The organism is Pseudomonas sp. R1-6, from assembly GCF_051132115.1.
In the GTDB taxonomy this organism is placed as follows: domain Bacteria; phylum Pseudomonadota; class Gammaproteobacteria; order Pseudomonadales; family Pseudomonadaceae; genus Aquipseudomonas.
Window position 1 is genome coordinate 5,520,611 of the sequence record NZ_CP071662.1, and the last position, 17,820, is coordinate 5,538,430.

The following is a 17,820-nucleotide window of genomic DNA, read 5'->3' on the forward strand; positions in this document are numbered from 1 at the left end:
CAATGTGTCAGAGCAGCCTAAACGATGCTATCCACCACGCCACCATCCACACGCAACGCCGCGCCGGTGGTAGCCGAGGCCTGTTCCGAGCTGGCGTAGATGATCATGTTGGCGACTTCCTCGACGCGCGCCGCGCGCTGGATGATCGAGGTGCTGCGATGCTCGTTGACGAAGTCTGCCGCGACCTTTTCCAGGCTTTCCCCGCTGCGCTCGACGTCTGCCTGGAGCATCTGGGCAACGCCTTCGGACAGTGTCGGCCCAGGCAACACTGAGTTCACCGTCACGCCCGTGCCGGCGAGGCGTTTGGCCAGGCCGCGAGCGATGGACAGTTGCGCGGTTTTGGTGAAGCCGTAGTGGATCATGTCGGCGGGAATGTTCACGCCCGATTCCGACGAGACAAATACAATCCGCCCCCAACCGCGCTCGACCATACCCTGTGCATAAGCCCTGGAAACACGCACACCGGACATCACGTTGGTTTCGAAGAAGCGCTGCCATTCGCTGTCCGGCGTCTCGAAGAAGTCCTCCTGTTTGAAAATGCCCAGGTTGTTGATGACGATATCGAAGCTGGGGTGCTTGGCGATGAGTGTCTGGCAACCTCGCTCGTTACTGAGATCACCCACAAAGCCTGTGGCCTTGGAGGAAAGATCACCCAACCGCTGCAACGCATCCTCCACGCTGCTCTCGCTGCGACCGTTGATGACCACATGGGCGCCGGCTTCCAGGAAGCCTTTGGCGGTCGCGAAACCGATACCGCTGGTGGAACCGGTGACCAGGACGTGACGTCCGGTGAAGTCGATGTTCATGAGCGTGACTCCTTGATGGGTGAATCAGGGGGTGCGGTACTATTGGTTGGACGATTTTAACGACAAATAAATCTGTTCCCTTTACACAGCCCCTCACACCCTATCTAGCCCACCCGAATGATGGCCTTTTGATTTCATGGAAATCTCGCTAGAATTCGTGCCCTCTCCGTGAGCGGCATGTAGAAATTTACGCAAGGAAGTCGATATGCAATTTGCAAAAGTCATAGGCCTCACCTTGGCCTTGAGTCTCAGTGGATGCGCCAGTTTCACCAAAGATGAAGTAGCACCTGTCGATATGCCTTCGATGGCGGGTTACTCGAACAAGCCAAACGTCTATGTCGACTTCGATTTCTATCAGGGCGACCCCGACAATGCCAAGGCCACTGAGGTACCGCAAGCTCGCGACATGCTCAAGCCCGAGCTGAAACGCACTTTCGATGAATCAGGGCTATTCGGACGCGTGGTCTTTGACGAGTTCCAGAAGCAACCAGGCGACTACAGTCTGCGATTGAAGGTTTACAACCATGCGCCAGGTGGTGGGCAGATGGTCTTGGCGTTCATCAGCGGCTTTACGTTCACCATCATTCCTGCGCTGGCAACCGACCAGTACACCATGAGCCTGGAAACGCTGGATGAGCATGGCCAACCATTGGGCAAGGCCAGCAATCACGATGCGATCAATACGTGGATGGGCATCTGGTTCCTGCCGTTGGCAGGTAACACGCCCAAGGCTGCCGTCACCGACACTTTCAATCGGCAAGTCAATGCGCTGTTGAAGAACTGGGTCGACAATAACCGCATGAAATATTCAGCTGTCGGTACCCAAATCCCACGGGGCTGATACTCAGAAAAAAGAGCCGCAATTGCGGCTCTTTTTTTGCTCACTTCAATGCTTGAGTGAACTGTGGATCGCTGTACAGGCTCTTTAGCAAATCCTGCAACATCGGGTTGTAGTTGTTCGCGGCAGCCGGAATGGCGATCGCACCGAAGAAACTGCTGTCCCAGTCACGCTGGACATCTTTAGTGGTTTCGTACAAGACCTGATCACCTTTACGCAACGTGAACCGTGCAGCCAATTCGCCGTGGCCGCTACCCACACCTGCGGTGAGCTGGCTTTTGATCAATTGAACCTGCAGCTGACGGTCAGCGCGGGCGTCGAGCAGGCCAGCTTGACGGAGTTCATTGTTGATCGCTGCCTGGATGTGCAGTGGAACGCTGCCTTCGGGCGAGGAAATCGGGTTCAAGCGCACCATCAACGACCCCTGGCCCGAATCGGCATTCACCTGTGCTTCGCGCAGAGGCTGCATGGGTTCATTTTTCCTGAGCTGCTGAACGTTCTGAAAATCGGGTTCATAGCGGGTCATGGTTACGCCGCAACCTTGGAGCAGCAGCGCGCAGAGCGGTAGAGCCAGGTAGAGCTTCTTCACAGCAAATCCTTATGTGCTTTTTTGAAGAGGCATTATCCGATGGTAGCTTTTAGCCATCAACCGGTACGACGGCCGCTGAGGGTTTTTCTGCTCGGTGGGGTCGGCGTTGAAGCTGGGGCGGGGTGTCTGGCGGAAAGATTGGGGCTGCTGCGCAGCCCAGCGGGAGCAAGCTCCCTCGCCACAAAGTAGGGTGTAGCCAGTTGGTTTCGTGGTGCGCCGTCCAAAGCAGGTCGTCAGTACCACCGCGCCTCGCCCGGCGGGCGTTTCTTGAAGCGTTTCATGCTCCACATGTACTGGCTTGGGTAGGCCCGCACGTAGCGCTCCACCACTTGGCTCATGGCGGCGCAGGACGTTTCGGTGTCGGTGCTGTACATTGCGTCGGGGGCGGCTTCGAGGATGACTTTGTAGCCGGAGCCGTCCGGCAGGCGCAGGGCGTGGAGGAAGACGCCGACCGCCTTGCCGCCGGCGAGCATGTTCGGCACGAACTTGCTGGTCAGGGCCTGGGTGGCGAAGAAGGGCACGAAGATGCCGGCGGATTCGGACGGCTCCGGATCGGCGGGGATCCCCACCTGGCCGCCCTTGCGCACTTCCTTGATGACGCTGAGGATGCCTTCCTTGGTCGACGCCGCGACCTTGTTGCCCAGTTGCACGCGTTGCTTCTGCAGCAATTCGTCCACCGCCTTGAGCTTGGGCGGACGGTAGAAAATGATCGGTTTGCACTGGCTGCAATAGAAGTGATTGAGCACTTCCCAGTTGCCCAGATGGCTGGTGATGCCAACCACGCCCTTGCCCGAGGCCAGGGCTTCTTTCAGCACCTCCAGGCCTTCGACTTCGCGCACCAGTTCGATGGAGCGCTGGGCCGGCCAGATCCAGGCGCAGGCGCTTTCGGTCAGAGACTTGCCGATGTCCTTGAGGCTCTGGCCCACCAGGCGTTCGCGCTCGGCGGGGTCCATCTCGGGAAAGCATTTGGCGAGGTTGATCCGCACCACATCGCGGGAACGGTTGGGAAATTTCCACATGAGCCAGCCGATGGCCGAGCCTACCGCCTGCACCGCTCGCCAGGGCAGCAGCGCAAACAACCGCAGAGCGCCGACCAGCAAGGCGCCTTTCAACTTATCCACAGGTCACTCCTGAATGTATGGGGCGTGTTGCGAGCTGGCTATTCTAACCGCCGTTTACCAACTCGGCGTAGCGGTCGCAGTCTTGGGTGTGGTCCATGACCATGCCCGAGGCCTGCATCAGCGCATAGCAAATAGTCGGCCCGACAAAGGTGAACCCGAGTTTTTTCAGGCCTTTGCTCATCGCCAACGCCTCAGGCGTGATGGCTGGCACTTCGGTGCGGTCCTTGAAATGGTTGACGATGGGTTTGCCGTCCACGAACGACCAAAAGAATGCCACCGGGTCTTCCAGGGCCAGCCAGGCCTGGGCATTACGGCGTGCAGCCTTGAGCTTGAGACGGTTGCGGATGATGCCGGGGTCGAGCATCAGTTCATCGATTTCCGCGTCGCTCATCTGCGCCACTCGTTGCACATCGAAGCCGTACAACACTTGCCGGTAGCGCTCGCGTTTGCGCAAAACAGTGATCCAGGACAGCCCTGCCTGGAACCCTTCGAGCAAAAGCAACTCGAACAGACCCTGCGCATCGCGCAGCGGCGTGCCCCACTCTTGATCGTGATAAGCCATGTACAACGGATCTTCGGAACACCAAAAGCAGCGTGGCATAAGGCTCCAGGGGGCGTGCGCACGAACGAATCGGGTATACTCCCGCTCTTTAAATCGCAGCCCAAGAAACAGGTGAATTTCGTGAGCCAGCCTACGCCAGCCGTGCGTACCTTCCAAGACTTGATCCTCGCCCTCCAGCAATACTGGGCCGAGCAAGGTTGCGTGGTACTTCAGCCCTACGATATGGAAGTAGGCGCCGGCACTTTCCACACTGCCACGTTTCTGCGTGCCATCGGCCCGGAAACCTGGAACGCCGCTTATGTGCAGCCCAGCCGCCGCCCGACTGACGGCCGCTACGGCGAAAACCCGAACCGCCTGCAGCATTACTACCAGTTCCAGGTGGTCCTGAAGCCGAACCCGGAGAACTTCCAGGAACTGTACCTGGGCTCCCTCAAGCACGTGGGCCTCGACCCGTTGGTGCACGACATTCGTTTCGTCGAAGACAACTGGGAATCGCCAACCCTGGGCGCCTGGGGCCTGGGCTGGGAAGTCTGGCTCAACGGCATGGAAGTGACCCAGTTCACCTACTTCCAGCAGGCGGGCGGTATCGAGTGCTACCCGGTCACCGGCGAGATCACCTATGGTCTCGAGCGCCTGGCCATGTACCTGCAGGGCGTGGATTCGGTCTATGACCTGGTGTGGGCCGACGGCCCGTTCGGCAAAGTGACCTATGGCGACGTGTTCCACCAGAACGAAGTGGAGCAGTCGACCTATAACTTCGAACACGCCAATGTCGACAAGCTGTTCGAACTGTTCGATTTCTACGAAAGCGAAGCCAAGCGCCTGATCGAACTGGACCAGCCGCTGCCGCTGCCGAGCTATGAAATGGTGTTGAAGGCATCCCATACCTTCAACCTGCTGGATGCGCGCCGGGCGATTTCCGTGACCGCGCGCCAGCAATACATCCTGCGTGTACGCACCCTGGCGCGTTCCGTTGCGCAAGCCTACCTGCTGGCCCGTGCCAAGCTGGGCTTCCCGATGGCGACCCCGGACCTGCGTGATGAAGTGTTGGCTAAGCTGGAGGCTGCACAATGAGTGCTCAAGATTTTCTGGTTGAACTGGGCACCGAAGAATTGCCACCCAAAGCCCTGAACACCCTGGCCGATGCGTTCCTGGCCGGCATCGAAAAAGGCCTGCAAGCCGCTGGCCTGAACTTCGAAACCAAACACGTCTATGCCGCGCCGCGCCGCCTGGCCGTGCTGATCACCGCCCTGGAAACCCAGCAGCCGGACCGCAGCATCAACCTCGACGGCCCGCCACGCCAGGCCGCGTTCGATGCCGATGGCAACCCGACCCAGGCCGCCCTGGGCTTCGCCAAGAAGTGCGGCGTGGACCTGAGCGAGATCGACCAGAGCGGTCCGAAGCTGCGCTACAGCCAGAGCATCAAGGGCAAGCCGACCGCCAGCCTGTTGCCGACCATTGTCGAAGATTCCCTGAACGACCTGCCGATTCCCAAGCGCATGCGCTGGGCCGCGCGCAAGGAAGAGTTCGTGCGTCCGACCCAATGGCTGGTGATGCTGCTCGGCGACGAGGTCATCGATTGCACGATCCTGGCGCAGAAGGCCGGTCGCGATTCCCGTGGTCACCGTTTCCATCATCCTCAGAGCGTACGCATCACGTCGCCGGCCAACTACCTGGCCGACCTGCGCGCCGCCTATGTGCTGGCCGACGCCAACGAGCGCCGCGAGCTGATCAGCAAGCGCACCGAAGAGCTGGCGACCAGCCAGGAAGGCACGGCAATCGTGCCGGCCAACCTGCTGGACGAAGTGACCGCGCTGGTGGAATGGCCGGTGCCGCTGGTGTGCTCGTTCGAGGAACGCTTCCTTGAAGTGCCGCAGGAAGCACTGATCACCACCATGCAGGACAACCAAAAGTACTTCTGCCTGCTGGACGCGGAGGGCAAGCTGCTGCCTCGCTTCATCACCGTGGCCAACATCGAAAGCAAGGACCCGCAGCAGATCATCGCCGGTAACGAGAAAGTGGTTCGCCCGCGCCTGACAGACGCTGAGTTCTTCTTCAAGCAAGACAAGAAACAATCCCTGGAAAGCTTCAACCAGCGTTTGCAGAACGTGGTTTTCCAGGAAAAGCTCGGCAGCGTCTACGACAAGGCCGAGCGTGTCTCCAGGCTGGCGGCATTCATTGCCCCACGCATCGGCGGTGACGCCCAGCGCGCGGCCCGTGCCGGCATTCTTTCCAAGTGCGACCTGTCCACCGAGATGGTTGGTGAGTTTCCGGAGATGCAGGGCATCGCCGGTTATTACTACGCCCTCAACGATGGCGAGCCGCAAGACGTGGCACTGGCCCTGAACGAGCAGTACATGCCGCGCGGTGCCGGCGCTGAGTTGCCAACCACCTTGACCGGTGCGGCCGTGGCGATCGCCGACAAGCTCGACACCCTGGTCGGGATCTTCGGTATCGGCATGCTGCCCACTGGCAGCAAGGACCCGTACGCGCTGCGTCGCGCGGCGCTGGGCGTGTTGCGCATCCTGATCGACAAGCAGCTGGACCTGGACCTGAACGACGCCGTGGCCTTCGCCGTGAATGCGTTCGGCAGCAAGGTCAAGGCTGCCGGCCTGGCCGATGCGGTGCTTGAATTCATCTTCGACCGCCTGCGTGCGCGTTATGAAGACGAAGGCGTCGACGTCGCGACCTACCTGTCGGTGCGCGCCCTGAAGCCGGGCTCCGCCCTGGATTTCGATCAACGCGTACAGGCGGTGCAGGCGTTCCGCAAACTGCCGGAAGCCGCTGCGCTGGCGGCGGTGAACAAGCGTGTATCGAACCTGCTGGGCAAAGCCGAAGGCAATATCGCGGCCACCGTCGAGGCCAAGTACTTCGACAACGCCAACGAGTTTTCCCTGTATTCGGCGATCCAGCAGGCAGACCAGGCGGTCCAACCGATGGCGGCGGCGCGTCAGTACAGCGAAACCCTGGCACGCCTGGCAGCGTTGCGCGAGCCGGTGGATGCGTTTTTTGAGGCGGTAATGGTCAACGCTGAAGACGCCAACGTACGGGCCAACCGCTATGCACTGCTGGCGCGTCTGCGCGGGTTGTTCCTTGGTGTTGCCGATATTTCGCTGCTGGGGTAAGCCTTGAAACTGCTGATTCTCGATCGGGACGGCGTGATCAATCACGATTCCGATGCTTACATCAAGTCGGTGGAGGAATGGTTGCCGATCCCCGGTTCCATCGAGGCCATTGCGCAGTTGAGCAAGGCCGGCTGGACGGTGGCGGTGGCCACCAACCAGTCGGGCATTGCCCGCGGTTACTACGAGCTAACCGTCCTGGACGCCATGCACGAGCGCTTGCGCGAGCTGGTGGCCGAGCAGGGCGGTGAAATCGGCCTGATCGTTTATTGTCCGCACGGGCCGGACGAGGGCTGCGATTGCCGCAAGCCCAAGCCCGGCATGTTGAAAACCATCGCCACGCATTATGACGTTGCGCTGGCGGGCGTATGGTTCGTTGGCGACAGCCTCGGTGACCTGGAGGCGGCCAAGGCCGTCGATTGTCAGCCAGTTTTAGTAAAGACCGGGAAAGGCGAGAAGACTCTGGGCAAGACCCTACCGGTGGGCACCTTGATATTTGACGACCTGGCGGCGATTGCCGCTGAACTTATCCACAACTTGGGCTCCCCGACATCCTGATCAAGGATTGTTCGGGAAGCGCTTGAACGGCGGGCATTCCCCGCATGGTAGACGCCGCTATGTCGATACTGCAGGCCATCAGAAGCTTCCTCTTTTACCTGCTGCTGGGCACCAGTTCCTTGTTGTGGTGCACGCTGAGTTTTTTTGTCGCACCGTTCATGTCGTTCAGGACGCGCTACCGCTTCATCAACGTCTACTGGTGCCGCTGCGCACTTTGGCTAAGCAAGGTGTTCCTGGGCATTCGTTACGAAGTGAAGGGTGCCGAGAACGTGCCCGACCGACCTTGCGTCATCCAGTCCAACCATCAGAGCACTTGGGAAACCTTCTTTCTCTCGGCCTATTTCGAGCCATTGAGCCAGGTCCTCAAGCGCGAGCTGCTGTTCGTACCGTTCTTCGGCTGGGCCATGGCGATGCTGCGCCCGATCGCGATTGATCGCGACAACCCCAAGGTTGCGCTCAAGCAAGTGGCGCAAAAAGGCGATGAGCTGCTGAAGGACAACGTCTGGGTCCTCATTTTTCCCGAAGGCACCCGCGTGCCCTATGGGACGATCGGAAAGTTCTCCCGCAGCGGTTCGGCGTTGGCTGTAAATGCAGGCCTGCCGGTGCTGCCGATTGCACACAATGCCGGCAAATTCTGGCCAAAGACGGGCTGGATCAGAACGCCTGGAACCATCACCGTGGTCATCGGCGCACCGATGTATGCAGAGGGCAGCGGCCCCCGGGCAATCGCTGAGCTCAACGACCGCGTCCAGGCCTGGAACGAACAGACGCAAAGGGATTTGGGTTCGCTACCATCAGCCCCCGCCGCACCGGCAACGCCGGACACGCTCGCTGTCTGAGAACTGTGGATAACCTGTGTACCGTTTCGCTGAATTTAGTTGCTTTTGTTTCCTAATACCTTGTTTTTAAAGCATATTTCTTAAGCACATAAAACAGCGGAAAAGGTGCATAAGTTTTTATAGCGCTCTTGAAACGCAGCTTCGGTGTTCGTCGAAGCTGCGATTTTTAACTCAACAGCGGAAACCGCAAGCTGAAGGTTGTCCCTTCCCCCACTTCGCTACGGCATTCAATCTCCCCGCCATGATGATCGACGACTGCCTTGACCATGGACAGTCCCAGGCCAATGCCATCCACGCCATGAGCTGAAGAAAAGCGTCGATACTGAATGAACAGGTCTGGCAGCTCCCCGGCATCGATGCCTTTGCCTTGGTCAACCACATCGCAAGTCAACCAACCCTCCGCACATCGCACATGCAGTGAAATACAGGTTTCGCTCGTGCTGTATTTGATGGCGTTTTCCAGCAAGTTGAAGAGCGCGCGAGTCAGCAGGGGTTGATCGGCGTTGACTGTCGCTTCGTCATCATCCAGTTGGTATTGCAGATGGATGTTCTTGGCCTGGGCGATGGGTAATGCCTGGTCCATGACGTCCAGGACCAGCATTGCAAACAGCGTCGGCCGGAACTGGTAGGCGTCTGATTCAGCCTTGGCCAATTGGACGAACCCGTCAGTCAGGTCCAAGGCACGACGGACCTGGCGCTCGATCTGGTCGAACAGTGGGTTTTCAGCCCCTGCGTCATGCCGATGCACATCGAGCAGCGCCAGGATGGCCGAGTGGGGGGCGCGCAGGTCATGGGAAAGGAAGCGGAGCATGACACTGCGCTGCTCTTCGGCCGCCCGCTCGGCGCTCAGGTCCGTCAGGCTCATCAGCCAACCTATAGGGACGTCCCCATCAACTGGCAGCAGCGCAGCTCTTTCCAGCCGCAGGCTGCGTTCACGTATGTCGCGAAACTCTACCAACGGCAATGTGGACAATCGGTGGGCAGGGGAGTGCGCCAATGCGGGATAACCCAGCCGTGCCAGTGCTTCCAGCACATCCGCGCCCACCAGGGCATGATCGAACAACTCACGGGCCTTGCGATTGCCGAGCAGTATGTTGCCTTGCGGATCGCTGATCATCGTCGCCACCGGCAAATACTCCAGGCCGTCGGCAATAAAACGTCGCGTGTCCCGCGTGCGATTCATGGCCTGTTCCAACGCCATGATTTGTCCTTGTAGACCATCACTGCCGATATAGGACGCGCGACGACGCTCCGGGAATACCTTCGGCTCCGCATCTAGGCGTGCCAACTCCCAACCAAAATAAGCCAGCACCACGCTCAAGCGCCGCCAGTTCCAGATCAGATAACCGCCGAGCATGCCCAGCAGGCTAGGTGCCGGCGACCACGACCTACCCTGCGCGTCCAGCAACAGGCTTACGAGTAGGGCCGCTGCCATGCCTGCCACTGTCGTTCCCAGGGCAAAGCGCGGGCGCAACAGCAGCGAACCCAGGACGCAGCCCACCAGACATGTTGATAGCAAGGCGGCGACCGTCCCATCGCGATCCGAATGCACGCAATACGACATCAACGCGGTCGTTGGTAACAGGAGAAGACTTATCCACAACCATTCGCGAACCCAACGACGAAACAACCGTTGGACTTGGGTGGGTTCACGACTTTCATGGCGAAGCGGGTTGCTCATAAGTAACCTGACGGAACATGGACTGGGGGGTATTGATCATGACTTGGCGCGTCATACGTTCAGCGTCAAGCCCGAGACTATAGCGGACTCGATCGTGGCATGCGGCTGCCTTTCCCTCGTCGCCACTAGCCGGTATTGTCTCAGCCTGCGACAGGAGAGTGAAACAAGTCAGCTGCTGAGTTGCCTTCATCGCCCCTGTGGATGTCAGTATTTTCAAGATCAAGGAATCGCGTCCCATGCGTGTCGCCATACTGGATGACGAACCGGCCGAACTACGCCGGGTGGAACAGACACTGCAACAGATCCCCGGAAGGGGCGAGCAAGCCTGGACACTGCATAGTTTCGAACGAAGCGAAGATCTGTTGCGCCAACTGCGCCGCGAAACATTCGACCTGCTGATACTCGACTGGCAATTGCCGGATATCAGCGGACTGTCTTTGCTTCGCTGGACACGCGAGCACATGGACTCACCACCGGCTGCCATCATGCTCACCAGCCGTGACGGCGAGCACGACATTGTCCAAGCCCTTAATGCCGGTGCCGACGACTACGTCAGCAAGCCATTCCGTCCCAATGAACTCAAGGCCCGGGTTACGGCAGTACTGCGCCGTCATAACCTGCAACGCATACCGACCAGTGATGTCTTGGTATTCAACGACCTCGAATTCGACGACGCGGAACTCACGGTTACCCGCGCTGGCATTCCCATCAGCCTGACTGAACGAGAATATCGCCTGGCTCGCTGCCTGTTTGCCAACCTCGGGCGGCCACTGTCCCGGGAGTATTTTTATGAACGCTTCTGGACCCACGAGGAAATGACCTCGTCCCGTCCGCTCGACACCCACATCTACCGCTTGCGCAACAAACTAGGGCTGACGGCGGATCGGGGCTGGCAGTTGCTGACTATCTATGGGTATGGATATCGTCTGGAGAGCGTGGCGGCGGGCAGCGAGGCTTGCGAAGCGAGTTAGCGTAAAAAAAAAGGCCAACGCATACGCGTTGGCCTTCTTCGTTGGGGCAGCGACAACCCGGATCAGAAATCCAGGTTGGATACCGCCAATGCGTTGCTCTCGATGAAGTCACGACGTGGCTCGACCGCATCCCCCATCAGGGTATTGAAGATCTGGTCCGCGCCAATGGCGTCTTCGATGGTGACTTTCAGCATGCGACGCGAGCCCGGGTCCATGGTGGTTTCCCACAGTTGGTCCGGGTTCATCTCGCCCAGCCCTTTGTATCGCTGGATGGTGTGGCGCTTGGTGCTTTCAGCCATCAGCCATTCAAGGGCTTCTTTGAACTCAGTCACGGACTTCTTGCGCTCACCGCGCTGGATGTAAGCCCCTTCGTCTAGCAGCGTGCTCAACTGAGCGCCGAGAGAGACGACCGTCTTGTAGTCGTTGCTGCTGAAGAAGTCGCGGTTGAAGGTGACGTAGTTCGACAGGCCGTGGGAAATCAGTTCGACTTCAGGCAGCCATACGTTGCGTTCACGGTCTTCACGCAGGCTGGCCTTGTAGACCAGGCCGGATTTTTCCACGGTACGCAGGCGGACTTCATACTGGGCCAGCCAATCCTGCATGGCAGCGTGATCGGACAGTTGCTCCAGGCTTACGGCCGGCAGGTAGATGAAGTGCTCGGTCAGTTCCTGCGGATACAGACGCGACAGACGCTTGAGGGTCTTCATCACCAGGCGGAAGTCATTCACCAGGCGCTCAAGGGCTTCACCGGAAATGCCCGGCGCATCTTCGTTCAGGTGCAGGCTCGCGTCTTCCAGGGCCGACTGCGTCATGTACTCTTCCATGGCGTCGTCGTCTTTGATGTATTGCTCTTGCTTGCCTTTCTTGACCTTGTACAACGGTGGTTGGGCGATATAGATGTAGCCGCGCTCGATCAGCTCCGGCAACTGACGGAAGAAGAACGTCAGCAGCAGGGTGCGGATGTGCGAACCGTCAACGTCAGCGTCGGTCATGATGATGATGTTGTGATAGCGCAGCTTGTCGATGTTGTACTCTTCGCGGCCGATGCCACAGCCCAGCGCGGTGATAAGCGTGCCGACTTCCTGGGAGGAAATCATCTTGTCGAAGCGCGCTTTCTCGACGTTGAGGATCTTGCCCTTCAACGGCAGGATGGCCTGGGTGCGACGGTTACGACCCTGCTTGGCGGAACCACCAGCAGAGTCACCTTCCACGAGGTACAGCTCGGACAGGGCAGGGTCCTTTTCCTGGCAGTCCGCCAGTTTGCCCGGCAGGCCCGCGATGTCCAGCGCGCCTTTGCGGCGAGTCATCTCACGAGCCTTGCGCGCCGCTTCACGGGCGCGGGCGGCGTCGATCATCTTGCCGACCACCAGCTTGGCTTCGTTGGGGTTCTCCAGCAGGAAGTCAGAGAAGTATTTCCCCATTTCCTGTTCGACCGCAGTCTTCACTTCGGAAGACACCAGCTTGTCCTTCGTCTGGGAGCTGAATTTCGGATCGGGCACCTTGACCGAAATGATCGCGGTCAAGCCTTCACGGGCATCGTCACCGGTAGTGGCGACCTTATGCTTCTTCGCCAGGCCTTCCTGTTCGATGTAATTGTTCAAGTTACGCGTGAGCGCCGAACGGAAGCCCACCAGGTGGGTTCCACCGTCGCGCTGCGGGATATTGTTGGTGAAACACAACAGGTTCTCGTTGAAGCTGTCGTTCCACTGCAGGGCGATTTCCACACCGATGCCGTCGTCGCGCTGCACATTGAAGTGGAACACCTGGTTGACCGCAGTCTTGTTGGTGTTCAGGTATTCAACGAACGCACGCAGGCCGCCTTCATACTTGAACAGCTCTTCCTTGCCGCTGCGCTCGTCCTTGAGGACGATGCCGACACCGGAGTTGAGGAAGGACAGTTCACGAATCCGCTTGGCCAGGATGTCCCAGCTGAAATGGATGTTCTTGAAGGTTTCGCTGGAAGCCTTGAAGTGGATCTGGGTGCCCGTGGTCTCGCTGTCGCCAACGATCGCCATCGGTGCCTGGGGCACGCCATGGACATAAGTCTGTTCCCAGATCTTGCCGCTGCGGCGAACGGTCAGCACCAGTTCTTCGGACAGTGCGTTCACCACCGAAACACCTACGCCGTGCAGACCGCCGGAAACCTTGTAGGAGTTATCGTCGAATTTCCCGCCTGCGTGTAGGACGGTCATGATGACCTCGGCAGCGGAAACACCTTCCTCTTTGTGCACGTCCACCGGGATGCCACGGCCGTTGTCACGAACGGTGATGGACTCATCCGGGTGGATGATGATGCTGATGTCGTCGCAATGGCCGGCGAGGGCTTCGTCGATGGAGTTGTCGACCACCTCGAACACCATGTGGTGCAGGCCGCTACCATCATCAGTGTCGCCAATGTACATACCGGGACGTTTGCGTACGGCATCCAGGCCTTTCAGCACTTTAATGCTCGTTGAGTCGTACGTATTTTCTTCGCTCAATGCCTTCACTCCCGATGGTCGTGGGTCTGGGTGATACGGCCCTGTTCCACGTGGAACAGAGCGACTGGCGTTTCCGTCTGCCAGCCTTCCCTCAATAATTCGTGGTCTACACAAGTGATGAACACTTGGCAGCGTAAGTCTTCCAGCAAGCGGCATAACGCCCGACGGTGGGCTTCGTCCAGCTCGGACGGCAAGTCATCCACCAGATAAATACACTGACCGCGGCGGGCCTGGCTGACCAGATGCCCTTGGGCGATACGCAAGGCGCACACAACCAACTTCTGCTGCCCTCGGGACAAGATGTCCGCGGCATTATGTGCGCCCAATCGAAGCCGCAGGTCAGCGCGCTGAGGTCCAGCCTGGGTATGACCCATCTGCTGATCGCGCTGCAGCGAGCCAGCCAGCACGGCACTCAATTCCCGGTCCTTATCCCAGCCTCGGTAATAGCTGAGCGTCAGACCCTCAAGCTCAACGAGTTCGCTCAACGTCTGTTCGAAAACCGGTTTCAAGGCTTTTATATAAGCGCGGCGGTATTCATCGATTTCGGCGCTGGCCTGACACAGTTCCCTGTCCCAAACCGCTTGCGAAACGGCGTCAAGTGTACCATGTCGCAGCCAAGAGTTTCGCTGGCGCAGCGCCTTCTGCAAGCGCTGCCAGGTCGCCATGAAACGCGGTTCCACGTGGAACACGCCCCAGTCCAGAAACTGTCGGCGGATCTTGGGGGCGCCTTCCAACAAACGGAAGCTGTCCGGGTTGATCAACTGCAACGGCAGGATTTCGGCCAACTGCGCGGCACTGCGCGCGTTCTGGCCATCGATGCGGATCTGGAACTCGCCTTGCCGGTCCCGAGAGATCCCCAGGGCGCTATGGCCGCCTTCCGCCAGTTCCACTTGGCCAAACACCGTACACGCCAGTTGGTCGTACTGAATGACCGGCAACAGACGGGTGCTGCGAAACGAACGGGCAAGCCCAAGCAGGTGCACGGCTTCCAGCACGCTGGTCTTGCCGCTGCCGTTGGCGCCGTAAAGAATATTGATGCGGGGGGAAGGGGAGAAGGTCACCGGGTGCAGATTGCGCACCGCGGTGACCGAGACGCGACTTAAGGACATCTAGCTGATTCTGATTACAGACGCATCGGCATGACAACGTAAGCCGAATCGTCGTTATCAGACTCCTGCACCAGCGCACTGCTGTTGGAGTCGGACAGGATCAGACGCACCTGCTCAGTGGTCATCACGCCCAGCACGTCCAGCAGGTAGCTGACGTTGAAACCGATTTCCAGTGAGCCGCCGTTGTAGTCGACGCCGACTTCTTCTTCCGCTTCTTCCTGCTCGGGGTTGTTCGCCTGGATCTTCAGCTGCCCGTTGGCCAACTGCAAACGAATGCCGCGGTATTTTTCGTTGGAGAGGATCGCGGTACGGCTGAACGCTTCGCGCAGCGCTTGGCGATCGCCCAGTACCAGCTTGTCACCACCTTTTGGCAGCACACGCTCGTAATCGGGGAACTTGCCGTCCACCAGTTTCGACGTGAAAGTGAACTCGCCAGTCGTGGCGCGGATGTGGTGCTGGCCCAACACGATGCTGACGTTGCCGTCCGGCTCGGTCAGCAGACGGGCCAGCTCCAAGATGCCCTTACGCGGCACGATTACCTGATGGCGATCCGGCTGACCGATATCAGCCTGCATCGAGCACATCGCCAAGCGATGACCGTCGGTAGCCACGGCGCGGATGATCCCGGCAGACACTTCCAACAGCATGCCGTTGAGGTAATAACGCACATCCTGCTGGGCCATGGCGAAACTGGTGCGCTCGATCAGGCGGCGCAGCTTGCTCTGCTCCAGGCTGCAAGTCAGCGATCCCGGGCCTTCCTCGACCGTCGGGAAATCGTTGGCCGGCAGGGTCGACAAAGTGAAACGGCTGCGACCAGCCTTGACGACGAGCTTTTGCTCATCAACCTTGATATCGATCAGCGCATCGTTTGGCAGGCTCTTGCAGATATCCATCAGCTTACGCGCAGGCACGGTGATGGAACCCGGATCGGCCGGCTCTTCGAGTTGGACACGACCAACCAGCTCGACTTCCAGGTCGGTACCGGTCAGCGACAATTGCTGGCCTTCGACAACCAGCAGCACGTTGGAAAGTACCGGCAAGGTCTGGCGGCGTTCGACGACGCCCGCGACCAGTTGCAGGGGTTTCAACAGGGCTTCGCGTTGAATGGTGAAATGCATGGTCTAGTCCCTTGCCTTAATAAGCTGCGCTGGTGGTCATCAAGTGGTCAATGTACGCAGCAGGTTCTTGTAGTCCTCGCGGATGTCCGCGTCGGATTCCTTAAGTTCGTTGATCTTGCGGCAGGCGTGCAGCACCGTGGTGTGGTCGCGTCCACCAAACACGTCGCCGATTTCCGGCAGGCTGTGGTTGGTCAGTTCCTTGGACAAGGCCATGGCCACCTGTCGCGGTCGAGCCACCGAACGTGAACGACGTTTCGAAAGCAGGTCGGAAATCTTGATTTTGTAGTATTCAGCAACGGTACGCTGAATGTTATCCACAGACACAAGTTTGTCCTGAAGCGCCAGCAGGTCCTTCAACGACTCGCGGATCAGCTCGATGGTGATATCCCGGCCCATGAAATGAGAATGGGCAATCACCCGCTTGAGGGCACCTTCAAGCTCACGCACGTTCGAGCGAATACGCTGGGCGATGAAGAACGCGGCGTCATGAGGAAGCTCGACCTTGGCCTGATCGGCTTTCTTCATCAGGATCGCGACCCGGGTTTCCAGCTCAGGCGGCTCGACGGCCACCGTCAGGCCCCAACCGAAACGCGACTTGAGGCGTTCCTCAAGGCCTTCGATCTCTTTCGGGTAGCGGTCGCTGGTGAGAATGACTTGCTGCCCGCCTTCAAGCAATGCGTTGAAGGTGTGGAAGAACTCTTCCTGTGAACGTTCCTTGCGGGCGAAGAATTGAATGTCGTCGATCAGCAAGGCGTCGACCGAACGGTAGAAACGCTTGAACTCGTTGATAGCATTGAGCTGCAACGCCTTGACCATATCGGCCACGAAACGCTCGGAATGCAAGTACACAACTTTGGCGTTCGGGTTCTTCTTTAATAGATGGTTGCCCACCGCATGCATCAAGTGGGTCTTACCCAGGCCGACGCCGCCATAAAGAAAGAGCGGGTTGTAGCCGTGCTTGGGGTTATCCGCCACCTGCCAGGCCGCGGCGCGAGCCAATTGGTTGGATTTACCTTCAACGAAATTCTCGAAGGTAAAGGTCCGGTTCAGATAGCTGGTGTGCTTGAGCGCGCCTTCGACCTGGACGGTGCGTTGTTCGGTACGCACCGGCGCCTGCTGGGAGCTCGCCCCGGCCATCGGGTCGAAGCTGTCCCGGGAAGGCTCTTCACTGACCTCGGCCACTTTTTGTGCATTGCGCTTGCTCGGGGCTGGCGCGGGCGCTGGGGCGGCATGGTTGTTGACCGGTACCGGCGCAGCCTGCTGGGCCTGTGACGCAGCAGCAGCCAGCGGCGCGTTGGGCGCGGCGCGGGGGGCGGAGCTACGTTTGCTGCCTATTAATAAGGACAACGCAGGCGCCATGCCATTGCCATGCTCATCGAGCAGTTCCATGACCCGGCCCAGGTACTTTTCGTTGACCCAGTCGAGGACGAAACGGTTCGGTGCATAGACACGCAACTCGTCGCCTTCGGCTTCGACCTGTAGTGGACGGATCCAAGTGTTGAATTGTTGGGCAGGCAGCTCATCGCGCAAAAGCTCCACGCACTGCTGCCAAAGTTCCACTGACACGGACATCCCCTAAGTTGAAAGCCGGTGAGGCAAAAACAAGCGGCCATTGTAGCGAGCAGACGAGCACTTATCCACACGCAGCTTGCTCATCGACCATGATTTATCAATGCGTAAACCGAACGAAAGGCGACCGGCGGTCGGTGGATAAGCCCTGTGGATAACCGCGCCTGAAGCCGTTGCACAACTGGGGGCGAAACTCAGTGGATAACCGGCCTGTGGATAACCTGGCATTCCACACACAGCTTATCCGACAGCGCGGCACAGGCTTGCCACCGCTTTCCCGCCTAGTTGTCATTCTCTGTACATAGCGGATTACAAGGCCTTGGAGTGGTTATCCACAGTTAGGCGCCGGCCTTGCTTTTATAAGCTCTACAAAAAAGCTTTAAATACTTTCCTTCTTTATTTCTATATCTAGCGTTGTGTGACGAAACCGCCGAAAAGCGCCTGGTCATCTATTTAA

General features: G+C 58.8%; 15 protein-coding genes. 6 read left to right on the forward strand and 9 right to left on the reverse strand.

Features of this window, described 5'->3' with window-relative positions; all coding sequences use genetic code 11:
- Nucleotides 1-17: 17 nt before the first annotated feature.
- Nucleotides 18-806 (reverse strand): SDR family NAD(P)-dependent oxidoreductase, encoded by a 789-nt coding sequence (locus J3P81_RS24725; RefSeq protein ID WP_434561474.1) that lies wholly within the window; start codon nt 804-806, stop codon nt 18-20.
- Nucleotides 807-1,011: 205 nt separating this feature from the next.
- Between J3P81_RS24725 and J3P81_RS24730 the strand changes: the two genes are divergently transcribed.
- Complete coding sequence (locus J3P81_RS24730; protein ID WP_434561476.1) at nt 1,012-1,647, forward strand: hypothetical protein; 636 nt, start codon at nt 1,012-1,014, stop codon at nt 1,645-1,647.
- Between the two features lie 40 nt (nt 1,648-1,687).
- Here the strand turns inward: J3P81_RS24730 and J3P81_RS24735 are convergent, their stop codons facing one another.
- From J3P81_RS24735 to J3P81_RS24745, 3 genes are all read right to left on the reverse strand, one after another.
- Nucleotides 1,688-2,233 carry a hypothetical protein gene (locus J3P81_RS24735; protein WP_434561478.1) on the reverse strand — a complete coding sequence of 182 codons (546 nt, stop codon included), beginning with the start codon at nt 2,231-2,233 and terminating at the stop codon, nt 1,688-1,690.
- Between the two features lie 233 nt (nt 2,234-2,466).
- On the reverse strand, nt 2,467-3,354 hold the full coding sequence (locus tag J3P81_RS24740; protein WP_207963584.1) for a lysophospholipid acyltransferase: 888 nt from the start codon (nt 3,352-3,354) through the stop codon (nt 2,467-2,469).
- Nucleotides 3,355-3,397: 43 nt separating this feature from the next.
- Nucleotides 3,398-3,955, reverse strand: coding sequence for a DNA-3-methyladenine glycosylase I (locus J3P81_RS24745; RefSeq protein ID WP_420766040.1), 558 nt, complete (start codon nt 3,953-3,955; stop codon nt 3,398-3,400).
- Between the two features lie 81 nt (nt 3,956-4,036).
- Here J3P81_RS24745 and glyQ point away from each other — a divergent pair, with 81 nt between their 5' ends.
- The 4 genes from glyQ to J3P81_RS24765 are packed head-to-tail and all read left to right on the forward strand — an operon-like array spanning nt 4,037 to nt 8,435.
- On the forward strand, nt 4,037-4,990 hold the full coding sequence (gene glyQ / locus J3P81_RS24750; RefSeq protein WP_022641565.1) for a glycine--tRNA ligase subunit alpha: 954 nt from the start codon (nt 4,037-4,039) through the stop codon (nt 4,988-4,990).
- Nucleotides 4,987-7,041, forward strand: a complete 2,055-nt coding sequence (gene glyS, locus J3P81_RS24755; RefSeq protein ID WP_434561480.1) for a glycine--tRNA ligase subunit beta — start codon at nt 4,987-4,989, stop codon at nt 7,039-7,041. The genes glyQ and glyS overlap by 4 nt, the downstream gene beginning before the upstream one ends.
- 3 nt (nt 7,042-7,044) lie before the next feature.
- Nucleotides 7,045-7,596 carry a D-glycero-beta-D-manno-heptose 1,7-bisphosphate 7-phosphatase gene (gene gmhB / locus J3P81_RS24760; protein ID WP_434561482.1) on the forward strand — a complete coding sequence of 184 codons (552 nt, stop codon included), beginning with the start codon at nt 7,045-7,047 and terminating at the stop codon, nt 7,594-7,596.
- A 59-nt stretch (nt 7,597-7,655) separates the two neighbouring features.
- The gene (locus J3P81_RS24765; RefSeq protein WP_420766043.1) at nt 7,656-8,435 is read left to right on the forward strand and encodes a lysophospholipid acyltransferase family protein; all 780 of its coding nucleotides are present in this window, start codon (nt 7,656-7,658) and stop codon (nt 8,433-8,435) included.
- 166 nt (nt 8,436-8,601) lie between these two features.
- Here J3P81_RS24765 and J3P81_RS24770 read toward each other — a convergent pair whose 3' ends face one another.
- Nucleotides 8,602-10,116 (reverse strand): ATP-binding protein, encoded by a 1,515-nt coding sequence (locus tag J3P81_RS24770; RefSeq protein WP_434561484.1) that lies wholly within the window; start codon nt 10,114-10,116, stop codon nt 8,602-8,604.
- Between the two features lie 236 nt (nt 10,117-10,352).
- On the opposite strand from J3P81_RS24770, the gene J3P81_RS24775 reads away from it, so the two are divergent.
- Nucleotides 10,353-11,087 carry a response regulator transcription factor gene (locus J3P81_RS24775; RefSeq protein ID WP_420766045.1) on the forward strand — a complete coding sequence of 245 codons (735 nt, stop codon included), beginning with the start codon at nt 10,353-10,355 and terminating at the stop codon, nt 11,085-11,087.
- A gap of 62 nt (nt 11,088-11,149) precedes the next feature.
- Here the strand turns inward: J3P81_RS24775 and gyrB are convergent, their stop codons facing one another.
- Genes gyrB through dnaA form a run of 4 tightly spaced genes read right to left on the reverse strand, consistent with a single transcriptional unit; the run spans nt 11,150 to nt 17,360 of the window.
- Complete coding sequence (gene gyrB / locus J3P81_RS24780) at nt 11,150-13,567, reverse strand: DNA topoisomerase (ATP-hydrolyzing) subunit B (protein WP_420766046.1); 2,418 nt, start codon at nt 13,565-13,567, stop codon at nt 11,150-11,152.
- A gap of 5 nt (nt 13,568-13,572) precedes the next feature.
- The gene (gene recF, locus J3P81_RS24785) at nt 13,573-14,676 is read right to left on the reverse strand and encodes a DNA replication/repair protein RecF (protein ID WP_030139022.1); all 1,104 of its coding nucleotides are present in this window, start codon (nt 14,674-14,676) and stop codon (nt 13,573-13,575) included.
- Nucleotides 14,677-14,690: 14 nt separating this feature from the next.
- Nucleotides 14,691-15,794: a DNA polymerase III subunit beta gene (gene dnaN, locus J3P81_RS24790; protein ID WP_025211054.1), complete on the reverse strand. Its 1,104-nt coding sequence runs from the start codon at nt 15,792-15,794 to the stop codon at nt 14,691-14,693.
- Between the two features lie 39 nt (nt 15,795-15,833).
- A complete protein-coding gene (dnaA, locus tag J3P81_RS24795) occupies nt 15,834-17,360 on the reverse strand; it encodes a chromosomal replication initiator protein DnaA (protein ID WP_420766048.1) in 1,527 nt (508 codons plus the stop codon).
- Nucleotides 17,361-17,820: the final 460 nt, after the last annotated feature.